Source organism: Microbacterium sp. ZXX196, from assembly GCF_009709595.1.
GTDB classification, from domain to species: Bacteria; Actinomycetota; Actinomycetes; order Actinomycetales; family Microbacteriaceae; genus Microbacterium; species Microbacterium excoecariae.
This window is the reverse complement of the sequence record NZ_WMEE01000003.1, coordinates 120,505-132,980: the sequence shown is the minus strand read 5'-3', so window position 1 is coordinate 132,980 and position 12,476 is coordinate 120,505. Positions and strand designations below refer to the sequence as shown.

Below are 12,476 nucleotides of genomic sequence, written 5' to 3'. Positions count from 1 at the left end.
ACAATGACCCTCATCACCCGCCGGCGCGCGCTCGCCGCCGCATCGACGCTCGGCGTCGCGACCCTCGCCCTCACCGCCTGCTCGGGCGGCACGACCGCGGACGACGCCGCGGCCGATCTCGAGGTCGGATCCCTCGACCTGTCGGCCGTCTGCCCCGCCGACATCGTCGTGCAGACCGACTGGAACCCCCAGGCCGAGCACGGCCACCTCTTCCAGCTCATCGGCGACGACTACACGATCGACGCCGACAACAAGTCCGTCTCCTCGCCGCTCGTCGTCGACGGTGAGTACACGGGTGTGAACTTCGAGGTGCGCGCCGGCGGACCCGCCATCGGGTACTCGACCGTCAACTCGATCATGTTCCAGGACGACGCGATCACCCTCGGCTACGTGCACTCGGACGCCGCGATCTCGAGCTCGGCCATCACCCCCGTCGTTGGCGTTATGGCGCAGATGGACGTCAACCCGCAGATGGTGATGTGGGATCCGGAGACCTACCCGGACGTCGAGACGATCGAGGACCTCGCCGCCGCGCTCGAGGAGTCGGGCGGCGCCTGGCGCTACTTCGGCGGCGCCGCGTACATGGAATACCTCCTGGCCGCGGGGATCGTGCCCGAGTCGATTGTGGATGGCGGCTACGACGGCACGCCCGCGTCTTTCGTGGCGGATGACGGCCTCTCCGCGCAGCAGGGCTTCGCCTCCGCCGAGCCCTACATCTACGCCAACGAGGTCGAGGCGTGGAACAAGCCGGTCGAGTATGCGCTGATCGCGGACGCGGGCTGGGACATCTACGGATCCGCCCTCTCGGTGCGCGCCGACAAGCTTGAGGAGCTCTCGCCCTGCCTCGAGGAGCTCGTGCCGATCCTGCAGCAGGCGGAGGTCGACTTCTTCGCGGATCCGTCCGACACGGTCGATCTCATCCTCGAGCTCGTCGCCGAATACAACAACGGCTGGACCTACTCCCAGGGCGTGGCTGACTACGCGGTGGAGACGCTCATCGAGGAGGGCATCGTCTCGAACGGCGACAACGGGTACATCGGCGACTTCGACGCGGAGCGCGTGAGCGAGTTCTTCGGGACGGGCATGGAGCTCTTCCAGGAGATCGCCGCAGATGTCGACCCCGACCTCGCCGCCGAGGACATCTACACGAACGAGTTCCTCGACACCTCGATCGGCCTGCCCGAATGAGCGTCGCCACCGCCGAACGCGCCTCGATAGCGGAGCTCTACGACGCGCTCGTCGAGCTCCTCGGCCCGCGGGGCGTCACGACAGACCGGCGCATGCTCGAGCGGGCCTCGGTCGACGGCGCGCGTATGTCTCCCGTCATCAGCGAGATGCTGCCCCTCGGCGTCGCGGAGATCGTCGCGTTCCCGACCACGGCCGAGGACATCGCGCGCGTCGTCGACGCGGCGGTCTCCCGCGGGGTCCCCGTCACGCCCCGTGGGAAGGGGACGGGTAACTACGGTCAGGCCATCCCCTCGCACGGCGGACTCGTGCTCGACACGTCGCGGGCCCGGGCGATCGTCGAGGTCGCCGACGGCGTCATCACGGCCGATGCGGGCGCGCCCATGGCGCAGCTGGAGCAGGCCGCGCGCGAGACCGGGCAGCAGCTGTGGATGTACCCGTCGACGATGAACTCGTCGGTCGGCGGGTTTCTCGCGGGCGGATCCGGCGGCACGGGAACGATCGCGCACGGCGCGAATCACATGGGATTCGTGGTGGCCCTCGAGGTCGTCCACGCGGACGGATCGGGCCTGCACCACGTCGTGGGGGAGGAGGCCCAGCGCTACGTGCACAACTACGGCACGGCGGGCATCATCGCCCGCGCGAGCGTGCGCCTCGAGCCCGCGGTCGACTGGCGCGCGCTCTACGCGTCCTTCGAGACGTTCGCGGGGCCGCTGTCCGTGCTCCGCGAGCTCGGCCGGCTCGAGCCGCTCCCGCGCCTCGTCTCCGCCGACACGCGGGAGGTCTCGGCCGCGCTGCCGCAAGATCCGGCCATCCCGCGCGGGCGTTCGAGCCTGCGCGCCATCCTGCACCCGGACACGGTGGCCACCGCGACGGCGCTCATCGAGGGCGCCGGCGGCCGCGTCGAAGACGTGCGGACGGGGGCCGCGGAGGGCGCGAAGCTCTCGACGCTCAGCTATAACCACCCGATCGAATGGCTCCAGAAGTCGCGGCCGGGGCACTACTACCACCTCGAGGTCGGCGGCGACATCCTTGCCGACGACATCGCCCTTGTGCACGACACGATCGGCGGGGGACTCCTGCACATCGAGGCCGGCCACACGGTGCCGATCGGCATGCTGGCGGCGGAGTACAGGGGCCCCGAGGAGGTCCTTGCCGCAATCGCGCGCCTCGAGGCCATCGGCGTCGGCGTCCACAACTGCCACCAGTGGAATGTCGACTTCGAGATGCCGCGCACGGTCGAGCTCGCGCGGTCAACGGATCCGCGAGGCCTGCTCAACCCCGGCAAGCTCAACCCCGACTACCGGGGCCCGCAGAAGGGATCCATCCGATGACCCGCGTCCTCACCGATCTGCCGCAGCCGGCCGCGCTCGAGGCGCTGTCCGACGCGTCGGTGGTCGTCCAGCCGATTGGCGCGCTCGAGCAGCACGGCGCGCACCTGCCGCTCAACACCGACCTCATCATCCCGGAGGAGATCGGGCGGCGCGCGGTGGATCGCGCCGTCGCGGCCGGCGTCGACGCGTGGCTGTTGCCGCCCATCGCGGCGAGCAAGAGCGACGAGCACCACTGGGCGCCGGGCACGATCTGGATGGAGGCCTCGACGATCTGGAACACGCTCGTCGACGTGGGCCGGTCCGTGGCGGCGACCCCCGCGCGCACGCTCGTTTTCCTGAATGGGCACGGCGGCAACTCCGCGCTCCTGCAGGTCGTCAACCGCGAAATCCGGCGCCGGTTCGGGCTGAAGACCTTCTCACTGGGATCCGGAACCCAGCGGGCGGGCGGGCAGGCTGAGGGAGGGCCGGACGAGCACGGCATGGGGATCCACGCGGGGCACTCCGAGACGAGCCTCATGCTCGCGCTCCGGCCGGAGCTCGTGGACATGTCGCGCGCGGTCCGGAATGTCCCGGAGCACATCGCCGAGTTCGAGACGATCGGGTTCAATGGCTACCCCGTGAGCTTCGGGTGGACCTCGGACGACTTCGGCCCGAGCGGCGTGATCGGCGACGCCACCGGCGCCACCGCGGCATACGGCGAGCAGCTCGCGGAGGCCGGCACAGCGTTCGTCGCGCAGGCCCTCGGCGAGATCGCGCGATTCGAGTTCGCCCGATGAGCGCACCGCGCACGCCGGGCGCCGCCGGCAACGTGCCGCCGGAGGGGCTCGATCGGCCTGTGCAGGATGGACGGGTCCCCGCGGATCCGGCCGACCTGCTCGCCGCGTGGCTGCCCGCCGACGACGACCCGGAACGCCCCGTGTGCACGCTCTCGACCGTCGACGATGAGGGGGTGCCGGACGCCCGGACCGTCCTCGTGTCGGGTCGCCGTGGGGCCGGGGTCACCTTCCACACGGAGGGATCCAGTCGGAAGGCCCGGCAGCTCGCCGCGCGCCCCGTCGCCGCCGTCGTCGTTCGGTGGCCAGAGCTCGCGCGCCAGGTCGTGCTCCGCGGCCGCGTGGAACGCACGGACCCGGGAGACGAGGCGCTCGCGTTCGCGCGCCGCAGTCGCTACCTCCAGCTCCTCGCGGGCATCAACACCGACGCGCTCGCGGCGGAGGACCGCGCGACGCGGGAGCGCGTGTACGCGCGGATCGACGCGGAGACGCCCGACCCGCCGCAGCCGGAATCGTGGACCGGATACGCGCTCGTGCCACACGAGGTGACGTTCTGGGAGGGGTCGGATGCGGCCCCCAGCCGCCGCGCGCGGTACACCCGCGCCGGCGACGGCTGGTCCGCCTCCTTCGTGGCCGGCTGATGATCCAACCCGCCCCCGGGTCCCGACTCTGGGCGTAAGGTCGGGGGCATCACCGATCGGGAGGGGGCCGATTATGGTCACTGTGGCCGCGAACATTGTCGAGACGCTTGCCGCCAGCGGGGTGAGGCGGGTCTACGGCATCCCGGGGGACTCGCTGAACGGGTTCACCGACGCCCTGCGCACGAACGGCGAGATCGAGTGGGTGCACGTGCGCCACGAGGAGGCGGCCGCGTTCGCCGCGAGCGCGGAGGCCGCCGTCACGGGCGAGCTCGCCGTCTGCGCGGGCAGCTGCGGGCCGGGCAACCTCCACCTCATCAACGGGCTCTTCGACGCGCAGCGATCACGGGTTCCCGTGCTCGCCATCGCCGCCCACATCCCGAGCGACGAGATCGGCACGGGCTACTTCCAGGAGACGCACCCGCAGGAGCTGTTCCGCGAGTGCAGCGTGTACGCCGAGCACGTCGCGACGCCCGAGCAGATGCCGCGCCTGTTGCGGATCGCGATGCGCGAGGCCGTCTCGCAGCGCGGCGTCGCCGTGCTCGTCGTCCCGGGGGACGTGGGGCTCGCGGAGATCGAGGCGGCCGCGGAGGAGATCCGGGGCCAGGAGCCGCGGGTGATCCCCGCGGAGGCCGAGATCGGCCGGGCGGCCGAGGCGCTGAACGCGGGGAAAAAGGTCACGATCCTCGCCGGCGCCGGCGTCGCGGGGGCGCACGAGGAGCTCGTCTCCTTCGCCGAGCGTCTCCAGGCGCCCGTCGTGCACGCGCTGCGCGGCAAGGAGGTCGTCGAGTACGACAACCCGTTCGACGTGGGCATGACGGGCCTGATCGGCTTCTCCTCGGGCTACCACGCCATGCGCGAGTGCGACACGCTCGTCATGCTCGGCACGGATTTCCCCTACCCCCAGTTCTTCCCTGAGGACGCGACGATCATCCAGGTGGACGTCCGGGGCGGGCAGATCGGGCGGCGCACGCGGGTGGACATCCCGCTTGTCGGCGGCGTCGCGGAGACGATCGCCGAACTGCTGCCGCGCCTCGACGCCGCCGCCGATTCCGGCCACCTCGACGCGGCCCGGAAGCACTACCGGCGCTCCCGCAAGGGGCTCGACGACCTCGCGACCCCGTCGAAGCGCACGATCCACCCGCAGTACCTTGCGCGCCTGCTCGACGAGGCGGCGTCGGACGACGCGGTGTTCCTCCCCGACGTGGGCTCGCCGGTCGTCTGGGCCGCGCGGTATCTCACGATGAACGGTCGGCGCCGGCTTATCGGATCCTTCACCCACGGATCCATGGCGAACGCCCTCTCGCAGGCGATCGGCGTGCAGGCGGTCGATCGGTCGCGCCAGGTCATCGCGATGGCGGGCGACGGCGGCCTCTCGATGCTGCTTGGCGAGCTCATCACGCTGACGCAGAACGACCTGCCGGTCAAGACAGTCGTCTTCGACAACGCGTCGCTGAATTTCGTCGAGCTCGAGATGAAGGCCGCCGGGTTCGTGAACTACGCCACGGGCCTGGACAACCCCGACTTCGCGAAGATCGCGGAGGCGATGGGGATCCGCGGGATCCGCGTGACGGACTCCGCGGACCTTGAGGACGCGGTGCGCGAGTTCCTCGCGCACGACGGGCCCGCCGTCCTCGACGTCGTCACGGAACGACAGGAGCTGTCGATGCCGCCGACGATCACGGCGGAGCAGGCGAAGGGCTTCGCGCTCTACGCGATCCGCACGGTCCTCTCGGGCCGCGGCGACGAGCTCGTCGACCTCGCGCGCACGAACCTGCGGCAGCTGCGGTAGGCCAAAACGCCCGGTCCGGGCGCGACACGCCGACGGCTCGCGGGGCCGGGCCGGGTGTTCCCCTACCGTGGAGCGCATGGGCGGGCAGATTCTCGGAGGCGGAGCGATCGCGCTCGTCGTCGCGCTGTTGTGGCTCGCCTACCTGCTCCCGTCGTGGCAGGCCAGCGTGCGCTACAACGCCGCCGAGAAGAACGCCGTGCGGTTGAACCAGGCCCTCCGCGTCCTCGCCCACACGAGCGAGGCGCCCGAGGAGCTGCGGGTCGAGCTCTCCCGCCGCGAGGCGACCAAGCAGCACCGCCTCGTGCGCCGGTTGCAGGCGGAGGAGGACCGGGTCCGCGAGGAGAACGATCGCGCCCAGGTCGAGGCCAAGAAGCGCGAGCTCGAGGCCGAGCGGATGCGGCGCGCGATTGCCGTCGAGGACGAGCGGCGCCGGCTCGCCGAGCTGCGGGCGGACCCGCGGGTGCGCCAGGCGCGCGCCCGGCGGCAGCTGCGGCTCGCGGCCACGACCCTGTCGGTGCTCGGGCTCGCGGCCGCGGGCGTCGGCGCCTGGCTGTTCGCGACGACCGGCCAGGTGCTCGTCGCCGGCATCGGTCTCGCGGCGCTCGTCGCCGGGCTCGTGACCCTGCGCCGCATGGCGGGGGTCGCGCGCCGCGCCCGCGCGCACGTGGCCGAGGCCGTCGCGCGCCCGCGCCGGCGCACGGTGTCCGAGCTCATCGACCCGGAGGACCGCGGGTGGACGCCCCGGCGCCTCCCCGCGCCCCTCACGGCGACCGCCGGATCCCGCGCGTCCGACGAGGTCATCGCGCGCGCGGCGCGCGAGGAGGCCCGGCGCTCGGCCGAGCAGGAGGCGGCGCGCGAGCGCATCGCCGAGCGCGGCCGCCCCGCCCCGATCCGCGCTGCCGAGGCGGATCGCTTCGCCGGCGTGGGCGTCGTGGACGACGCCGAGATCGAGCAGCACGTGCGCGAGCTCCTGGCGCGACGCGCCGTCGGGTAGCGCCGATTTTCCGCGCGCCGGGGCGTCTGGTAATGTCTATCTGGTTGCACGGGCCCATGGCGCAGTTGGTAGCGCGTCTCGTTCGCAATGAGAAGGTCGGGGGTTCGAATCCCCCTGGGTCCACGAAAAAATCCCCGCTCGGCGGGGATTTTTCGTTCCTGTGTTGAGACAGGCCGAAGGCCCGGATCCGCTCCCGGATCCGGGCCTTCGTGTGTCCCGGCTATGCCGCTGAGAAATCCTGGTCGCGGTCGGCGGCGAGCTCGACGAACACCTCGGTGTTGAATCGGTAGGCGTCGAGCACCTCGGCGACGACCCGCACGCGCTCCGCGTCGTCCCATGGGGCCGCGTCGAGCTCGGCGCGGTAGTGGTCCTTGAAGGCGGCCGGGTCGGCGATGTCGCCGAAGATGTAGAACCCGATGCCGTTCGTGTCGAAGCCGAACTGGCGCGCGACGACGCGGCCGATGTGCAGCCCGCCCGAGAGATCGCCGAGGTAGCGCGTGTAGTGGTGCGCGACGAAGCCGCCGGGCCACGTGGCCGCGACCTCCTCGATCCTCCGCACGTAGCGCGCGGTCGCCGGGAGCGGGGCGATCTCGTCGCGCCAGGCCGGCCCGAGGAGGAACTCCAGGTCGGCCTCGAGAGCGGGCAGGCGCGTGAGGCGCTCGGAGAGGAACCGCGCGGCGACGGGGTCGCGGCGCATGCGCCGCGCGCCGCCCTCCAGCGCGGAGTAGATCGCGTGGTGCTGCGCGACGAGGGCGATGTAGTCCTCGCGCGAGCGCTCGCCGCGCAGCAGCGACGCCATGAAGCCCGCGCCCTCGCTCGTCGAGTGCGCGCCGGCCGAGCGTTCGCGGATCAGGGCGGACAGGGGGATCGGGGCGGGGCTCGCGCTCATGATGTTCGTCGGCGACACGCAGAGCCGCGAGCAGATCACCTTCTGGCAGCTCGGATCCCTCGCCGGCGCGCGCTGGGGCGAGGTGCTCGTCGTCGCGGTGCTCGGCGGCGCCGCCGCCGTCGCGCTGCGCCTCGGGCCGCAGTACGACCTGCTGGCGCTGCGCGACCGCACCGCGGCGCACGTCGGCGTGCGCGTGGAGCGCCTGCGCGTCGGATCCGTCGTCCTCGTCGCGCTCATGACGGGCGTCGCGGTCGCCTTCGTCGGCATCATCGCGTTGGTCGGCCCGTCGTCCGCACGTCGTACGGATGCTGCTGGGCCCCGCGCACCGCCTGCTGCTCGTCGCCTCGGCGATCGGCGGATCCGCCCTCCTCGTGATCGCCGACCTCCTGGCACGGGCGCTGGTGCCGGCGTCCGACCTGCCGATCGGCATGCTCACCTCGCGCGCCGCCGCGCCGTGCTCCTCCAGGCCAACCCGGTCGCGTTCTCCTTCACGGCGCGGCAGGTCGTCGAGATGGGTCGCGCGCCCTGGCGCGGCACGGACCGCGAGGCGGCGGGCGACCGTGCGATCGCCGCGGCCGTGGCCGCCACCGACACGGCCCACCTGGCGGACCGCGCCTTCCCCTCCCTCTCGGGCGGCGAGAAGGCGCGGGTCTCGCTCGCGCGCGTGATCGCGCAGGACACGGGCATCGTGCTCCTCGACGAGCCGACCGCCGCCCTCGACATCGCCCATCAGGAGCAGGTCCTCTCCCTTGCCCGCGGGCTCGCGTCGCGCGGCCGCGCCGTCGTCGCGGTGCTGCACGACCTCTCGCTCGCGGCGGCCTACGCCGACGAGATCGCGATGCTCGGCCGGGGGCGCCTCGTCGCGCGGGGCGCGCCGCGAGCGGTGCTCACGGCCGAGCGGATCGAGGCGGTCTACGGCGCCGCCGCGCGGATCCTGCCGGACCCGGCCACGGGCGCCCCCGTCGTGCTGCCCCGCCGCGGCTGAGGGCCGGGCGCCCTACCGCGCCGCGGACGTCGATCGCGCTCACCATGGACGCGATCGACTCACCGCGGGGGGCGGCAGAAGCGCCCGGGCGGATCAGGCGATGCCGAGGTCCCGGCGGATCCGCCCGACGTGGCCCGTGGCCTTGACGTTGTAGGCCGCGAGGGCGACGCGGCCCTCCTCGTCGATCGCGAAGGTCGAGCGGATCACGCCCTCGATCTTCTTGCCGTAGTTCATCTTCTCGCCCCAGGCGCCGTAGGCGCGGTGCACGGCGGCGTCAGGGTCGCTGAGGAGGGGGTACGTCAGGCCGTCGCGGTCCGCGAAGCGGCGCAGCTTCTCCGGCTCGTCGCGCGAGATGCCCACGATGTCGTACCCGGCCGCGCGGAGGGGCTCCAGCGCGTCGCGGAAGTCGCACGCCTCGGTCGTGCACCCGGGGGTCATGGCGGCGGGGTAGAAGAAGGCCACGACGCGGCGGCCCCGGAAGCTCGCGAGGGAGACGGGCCGGCCGTCCTGGTCGGGGAGCGTGAAATCGGGCGCGGGGTCGCCGGCGGCCAGGCGGATGTCGGTCATGCCTCCAGGGTATCCGCGGCGGCATGATGGAACGCATGGCGATCCCCCTCGTGACCGAGATGCCCGACCCGCAGTTCGTGATGTCGCGGGAGGGATTCCGCATCGCGACCTACGCGTGGGGCGACGAACAGGCGCCCACCGTGCTCGCCGTGCACGGGTTCGCCTCCAGCTGCCGCGACAACTGGGTGCAGACGGGGTGGGTGCGCGAGCTGCTCCGCCAGGGGTTGCGGGTGGTCGGCATCGACCAGCGCGGCCACGGCCAGAGCGAGAAGCCCCACGAGCCGACGGACTACACGATGGACGCGCTGGTCGCGGACATCGAGGCCGTCATCGACACGCACATGATCGACCCCGTCCGCTACCTCGGGTATTCGCTGGGCGCGCGCGTGGGCTGGCACGCGGCCGCCGCGCTCCCCGAGCGCATCGAGCGCGCCGTCCTCGGCGGGATCCCGGACGGGCGTCCGCTCGGCCGCCTCGACCTGACGCAGGCGCGGGAGTTCGCCGCGAGCGGCGCGGAGGTGACGGATCCGGTCACGCGCAACTACGTCGCGCTCGCCGAGCGGGTCGCCGGCAACGACCTGAACGCGCTCGTCGCGCTCGCGGGCGGCATGCGCTTCGGCGACGCGGATCCGGACCTCGGGGACCCGCCGACGCAGCCCGTCCTGTTCGCGACGGGATCCGAGGACCGCGTGCTCGAGGATTCGCGGCGCCTCGCGGCGGCCGTCCCGACGGGGACGTTCCTCGAGATCCCCGGGCGGCACCACTTCAACACGCCGGGCGCGCGCGAGTTCCGCCGCGCGGGCGCGGAGTTCCTCGCGGCGCCGTAGGGCGCGCGGGTCAGTAGTCCTCGCGCGCCGCGAAGGTCTCTAGGAGGCGCTGCAGCGAGTCGACGCGCGACGAGCCGATGGCTCCCGCGTCGGCGGCGGCCTGGATCGCGCACTCCGGCGCGCCCGGCAGATGGGTGCAGCCGCGCGGGCAGTTCTCCGCGGCCTCCGCGAGGTCGGGGTAGGCGCCGAGGACGTTCGCGGGGTCGACGTGGCCGAGCCCGAACGAGCGCACGCCCGGGGTGTCGATCACCCAGCCGGATCCGGCCGCGCCGCGGTAGCGCAGCGACACGGTGGACGACGAGGTGTGCCGGCCGCGGCCCGTGACGGTGTTGACGTGGCCCGTTGCGCGCCCCGCGTCGGGCACGAGCGCGTTGACGAGCGTGGACTTGCCGACGCCCGAGTGCCCCACGAACACGGTCGAGTGCCCCGCCAGCGCGCGGCCGATCTCCGCCGTGGGAGCGGCGCCCTGGGCCGAGCGGAACACGCGCAGGTCGTCGAGCCCGTCGAAGTGCGTGAGGAACTCGCCCGGATCCGCGAGGTCGGTCTTCGTCACGACCATGAGGGGGCGGATCCCCGCGTCCAACGCGGCGACGAGGTAGCGGTCGACGAGCCGGGGGCGCGGCGGCGGATCCGCCGCCGCGACGACGACGAGCATCTGGTCGGCGTTCGCGACGATCACCCGCTCGACCTGGTCGGTGTCGTCGGCGGAGCGCCGGAGGAGGCTCGTGCGCTCCTCGATCCCGACGATCCGGCCGAGCGTGCCGTCGTCCCCCGAGGTGTCGCCGACCACGCGCGCGCGGTCGCCCGTCACGATCGCCGTCTTGCGCAGCTCGCGGGCGCGCGCGGCGGTCGTCTCGCGCTCCTCGGGCCCGTCCTCGTCGATCAGTACGCGGTAGCGCCCGCGATCGACGCCGAGGACGCGGCCGATCACGGCGTCCTCGTGCGCGGGGCGCCGCTTCGTGCGGGGGCGGTTGGCCTTGGGGTTCGGGCGCACGCGCACGTCGGCCTCGTCGAAGACGTCGTCCTCGTCGTCGTCGTCGTCGGCCTCCCACCAGCTCACGCGCGCCCCCGTCAGTCGGCCGCGAGCATGTGCTGCCAGAGGCCCGCGAACTGCGGCATGGTCTTGGCCGTCGTGCCGATGTCGTCGATGACGACGCCGGGGACGGCGAGCCCCACGAGCGCGCCGGTCGTCGCCATGCGATGATCGTGGAACGTGCGCCAGGTGCCGCCCGTGAGCGGGGCGGGGTGCACCCGGATCCCGTCCGGCAGCTCCTCCGCGTGCCCGCCGAGCGCGGCGAGGTTGTCGGCGAGCGCCGCGATCCGGTCGGTCTCGTGGCGCCGGATGTGGCCGATGCCCGTGAACGTCGAGGGCCCGTCGGCGAAGGCGGCGAGCCCCACGAGCGTCGGCGTCAGCTCGCTGACGGCCGACAGGTCGAGGTCGACGCCGTGGATGGTCTTGCCGCCCGTGACCGTGACGGCGCCGCCGCGGCGCGTCACGCGCGCGCCGAGGAGCGAGAGGATCTCGGTGAGCTGGCTGCCGGGCTGCGTCGAGTGCGCGGGCCAGGCCGGGATCGTCACAGACCCGCCCGCCACCATCGCGGCTGCGAGGAACGGCGCGGCGTTCGACAGGTCGGGCTCGATGTGGATGGTCTTGCCGCGCGGGGGGCTCGCCGGCACGATCCACTCGTGGGCCGAGGGGCGCTCGACGTGCACGCCGCGGTGGGCGAGCGTCTCGAGCGTCATCTCGATGTGCGGCAGGCTCGGTAGGGTGCGGCCCGTGTGCTTGAGGTGGAGGCCGACGTCGAAGCGCGGGGCCGCGAGCAGCAGGCCGGAGACGAACTGGCTCGACTCGGACGCGTCAATCTCGAGCTCGCCGCCGCGGATGTGCCCGTGGCCGTGCACCGTGAACGGGAGGCTCCAGGATCCGCCGTCGTCGATGTCGATGCCGAGGTCGCGCAGCGCCTTGATCATGGCGCCCATGGGGCGGTGAAGCGCGGTGGCGTCGGCGGTCATCCGCACGTCGCCCTCGGCGAGGCCGAGGAGCGGCGCGACGAAGCGCATGACCGTGCCGGCCTGGCCGCTGTCGACCTCGCACCCGCCCGTCAGGGCGCGCGGCGGCGTGACCTCGACGTCCTCGCCGAAGGGGCTGGATCCCGGGACCCGCTCGATCGTGACACCGAGGGCGCGCAGCGCGTCGCCCATGCGGTACGAATCGGCCGAGTGCAGCGGCGCCTCGATGCGGCTCGGGCCGTCGGCGAGGGCCGCGAGGATCAGCTCGCGGTTCGTCAGCGACTTGGACCCGGGCACCGTGACGGTCGCGTCCAGGGGGCCGGGCGCCGTCGGCGCGTCAAATCGCCCGCGCGGCGCGTCGGCCGGGGCGGTGGACGTGGGGGAATACCCTCGCGTGGTCATCGCGTTCCACCCTAGTGAGGAAACGAGACGAGGTGACGGATGACCGCTTCGGCGTGTATCACGGCTGAACGGCCGCGAAC

12 protein-coding genes, 1 tRNA gene and 2 pseudogenes are annotated in these 12,476 nt (G+C 73.0%); 11 read left to right on the top strand and 4 right to left on the bottom strand.

Features of this window, described 5'->3' with window-relative positions; genetic code table 11:
- Nucleotides 1–3: 3 nt before the first annotated feature.
- From GJQ66_RS03965 to GJQ66_RS03935, 7 genes are all read left to right on the top strand, one after another.
- Complete coding sequence (locus tag GJQ66_RS03965) at nt 4–1,188, top strand: ABC transporter substrate-binding protein (RefSeq protein ID WP_155048041.1); 1,185 nt, start codon at nt 4–6, stop codon at nt 1,186–1,188.
- Nucleotides 1,185–2,519 (top strand): FAD-binding oxidoreductase, encoded by a 1,335-nt coding sequence (locus GJQ66_RS03960; protein ID WP_155048039.1) that lies wholly within the window; start codon nt 1,185–1,187, stop codon nt 2,517–2,519. The genes GJQ66_RS03965 and GJQ66_RS03960 overlap by 4 nt, the downstream gene beginning before the upstream one ends.
- Complete coding sequence (locus GJQ66_RS03955; RefSeq protein WP_155048037.1) at nt 2,516–3,295, top strand: creatininase family protein; 780 nt, start codon at nt 2,516–2,518, stop codon at nt 3,293–3,295. The genes GJQ66_RS03960 and GJQ66_RS03955 overlap by 4 nt, the downstream gene beginning before the upstream one ends.
- Nucleotides 3,292–3,933: a pyridoxamine 5'-phosphate oxidase family protein gene (locus tag GJQ66_RS03950; protein ID WP_155048035.1), complete on the top strand. Its 642-nt coding sequence runs from the start codon at nt 3,292–3,294 to the stop codon at nt 3,931–3,933. Before GJQ66_RS03955 ends, GJQ66_RS03950 begins: the two co-directional genes overlap by 4 nt.
- A 73-nt stretch (nt 3,934–4,006) precedes the next feature.
- Nucleotides 4,007–5,722, top strand: coding sequence for a ubiquinone-dependent pyruvate dehydrogenase (poxB, locus tag GJQ66_RS03945; protein WP_155048034.1), 1,716 nt, complete (start codon nt 4,007–4,009; stop codon nt 5,720–5,722).
- Nucleotides 5,723–5,798: 76 nt separating this feature from the next.
- Nucleotides 5,799–6,716, top strand: coding sequence for a large exoprotein (locus GJQ66_RS03940; RefSeq protein WP_155048032.1), 918 nt, complete (start codon nt 5,799–5,801; stop codon nt 6,714–6,716).
- 50 nt (nt 6,717–6,766) lie between these two features.
- Nucleotides 6,767–6,839: transfer RNA gene (locus GJQ66_RS03935), tRNA-Ala, on the top strand.
- A gap of 97 nt (nt 6,840–6,936) precedes the next feature.
- Here the strand turns inward: GJQ66_RS03935 and GJQ66_RS03930 are convergent.
- Nucleotides 6,937–7,605 (bottom strand): heme oxygenase (biliverdin-producing), encoded by a 669-nt coding sequence (locus GJQ66_RS03930; RefSeq protein ID WP_155048030.1) that lies wholly within the window; start codon nt 7,603–7,605, stop codon nt 6,937–6,939.
- Here GJQ66_RS03930 and GJQ66_RS15175 point away from each other — a divergent pair.
- The 3 genes and pseudogenes from GJQ66_RS15175 to GJQ66_RS03920 form a co-directional block, all read left to right on the top strand.
- Nucleotides 7,514–7,828, top strand: a pseudogene (locus GJQ66_RS15175) (iron chelate uptake ABC transporter family permease subunit); the annotation flags it as partial. The gene GJQ66_RS03930 and the pseudogene GJQ66_RS15175 sit on opposite strands and share 92 nt — an antisense overlap.
- 82 nt (nt 7,829–7,910) lie before the next feature.
- Nucleotides 7,911–8,000, top strand: a pseudogene (locus tag GJQ66_RS15170) (iron ABC transporter permease); the annotation flags it as partial.
- A 59-nt stretch (nt 8,001–8,059) separates the two neighbouring features.
- A complete protein-coding gene (locus GJQ66_RS03920) occupies nt 8,060–8,590 on the top strand; it encodes an ATP-binding cassette domain-containing protein (protein ID WP_368732684.1) in 531 nt (176 codons plus the stop codon).
- A gap of 93 nt (nt 8,591–8,683) precedes the next feature.
- Here GJQ66_RS03920 and bcp read toward each other — a convergent pair whose 3' ends face one another.
- Nucleotides 8,684–9,157, bottom strand: coding sequence for a thioredoxin-dependent thiol peroxidase (bcp, locus tag GJQ66_RS03915; RefSeq protein ID WP_155048026.1), 474 nt, complete (start codon nt 9,155–9,157; stop codon nt 8,684–8,686).
- A gap of 23 nt (nt 9,158–9,180) precedes the next feature.
- Here bcp and GJQ66_RS03910 point away from each other — a divergent pair, with 23 nt between their 5' ends.
- Nucleotides 9,181–9,984 (top strand): alpha/beta fold hydrolase, encoded by an 804-nt coding sequence (locus GJQ66_RS03910; RefSeq protein ID WP_230379259.1) that lies wholly within the window; start codon nt 9,181–9,183, stop codon nt 9,982–9,984.
- Between the two features lie 10 nt (nt 9,985–9,994).
- Here the strand turns inward: GJQ66_RS03910 and rsgA are convergent, their stop codons facing one another.
- The gene (gene rsgA / locus GJQ66_RS03905; protein ID WP_368732644.1) at nt 9,995–11,044 is read right to left on the bottom strand and encodes a ribosome small subunit-dependent GTPase A; all 1,050 of its coding nucleotides are present in this window, start codon (nt 11,042–11,044) and stop codon (nt 9,995–9,997) included.
- An 11-nt stretch (nt 11,045–11,055) separates the two neighbouring features.
- Entirely contained in the window at nt 11,056–12,396 is a 1,341-nt protein-coding gene (gene aroA, locus GJQ66_RS03900; protein ID WP_155048022.1) for a 3-phosphoshikimate 1-carboxyvinyltransferase, read from the bottom strand.
- Nucleotides 12,397–12,476 lie beyond the last annotated feature (80 nt).

What these genes read in the sequence shown, in the direction of transcription:
- GJQ66_RS03940 (WP_155048032.1), top strand. Translation starts at nt 5,799, where the DNA reads ATGGGCGGGCAGATTCTCGGAGGCGGAGCGATCGCGCTCGTCGTCGCG.
- GJQ66_RS03910 (WP_230379259.1), top strand. Translation starts at nt 9,181, where the DNA reads ATGATGGAACGCATGGCGATCCCCCTCGTGACCGAGATGCCCGACCCG.
- GJQ66_RS03950 (WP_155048035.1), top strand. Translation starts at nt 3,292, where the DNA reads ATGAGCGCACCGCGCACGCCGGGCGCCGCCGGCAACGTGCCGCCGGAG.
- bcp (WP_155048026.1), bottom strand. Translation starts at nt 9,157, where the DNA reads ATGACCGACATCCGCCTGGCCGCCGGCGACCCCGCGCCCGATTTCACG.
- GJQ66_RS03930 (WP_155048030.1), bottom strand. Translation starts at nt 7,605, where the DNA reads ATGAGCGCGAGCCCCGCCCCGATCCCCCTGTCCGCCCTGATCCGCGAA.
- poxB (WP_155048034.1), top strand. Translation starts at nt 4,007, where the DNA reads ATGGTCACTGTGGCCGCGAACATTGTCGAGACGCTTGCCGCCAGCGGG.
- GJQ66_RS03955 (WP_155048037.1), top strand. Translation starts at nt 2,516, where the DNA reads ATGACCCGCGTCCTCACCGATCTGCCGCAGCCGGCCGCGCTCGAGGCG.
- GJQ66_RS03960 (WP_155048039.1), top strand. Translation starts at nt 1,185, where the DNA reads ATGAGCGTCGCCACCGCCGAACGCGCCTCGATAGCGGAGCTCTACGAC.
- GJQ66_RS03965 (WP_155048041.1), top strand. Translation starts at nt 4, where the DNA reads ATGACCCTCATCACCCGCCGGCGCGCGCTCGCCGCCGCATCGACGCTC.
- aroA (WP_155048022.1), bottom strand. Translation starts at nt 12,396, where the DNA reads ATGACCACGCGAGGGTATTCCCCCACGTCCACCGCCCCGGCCGACGCG.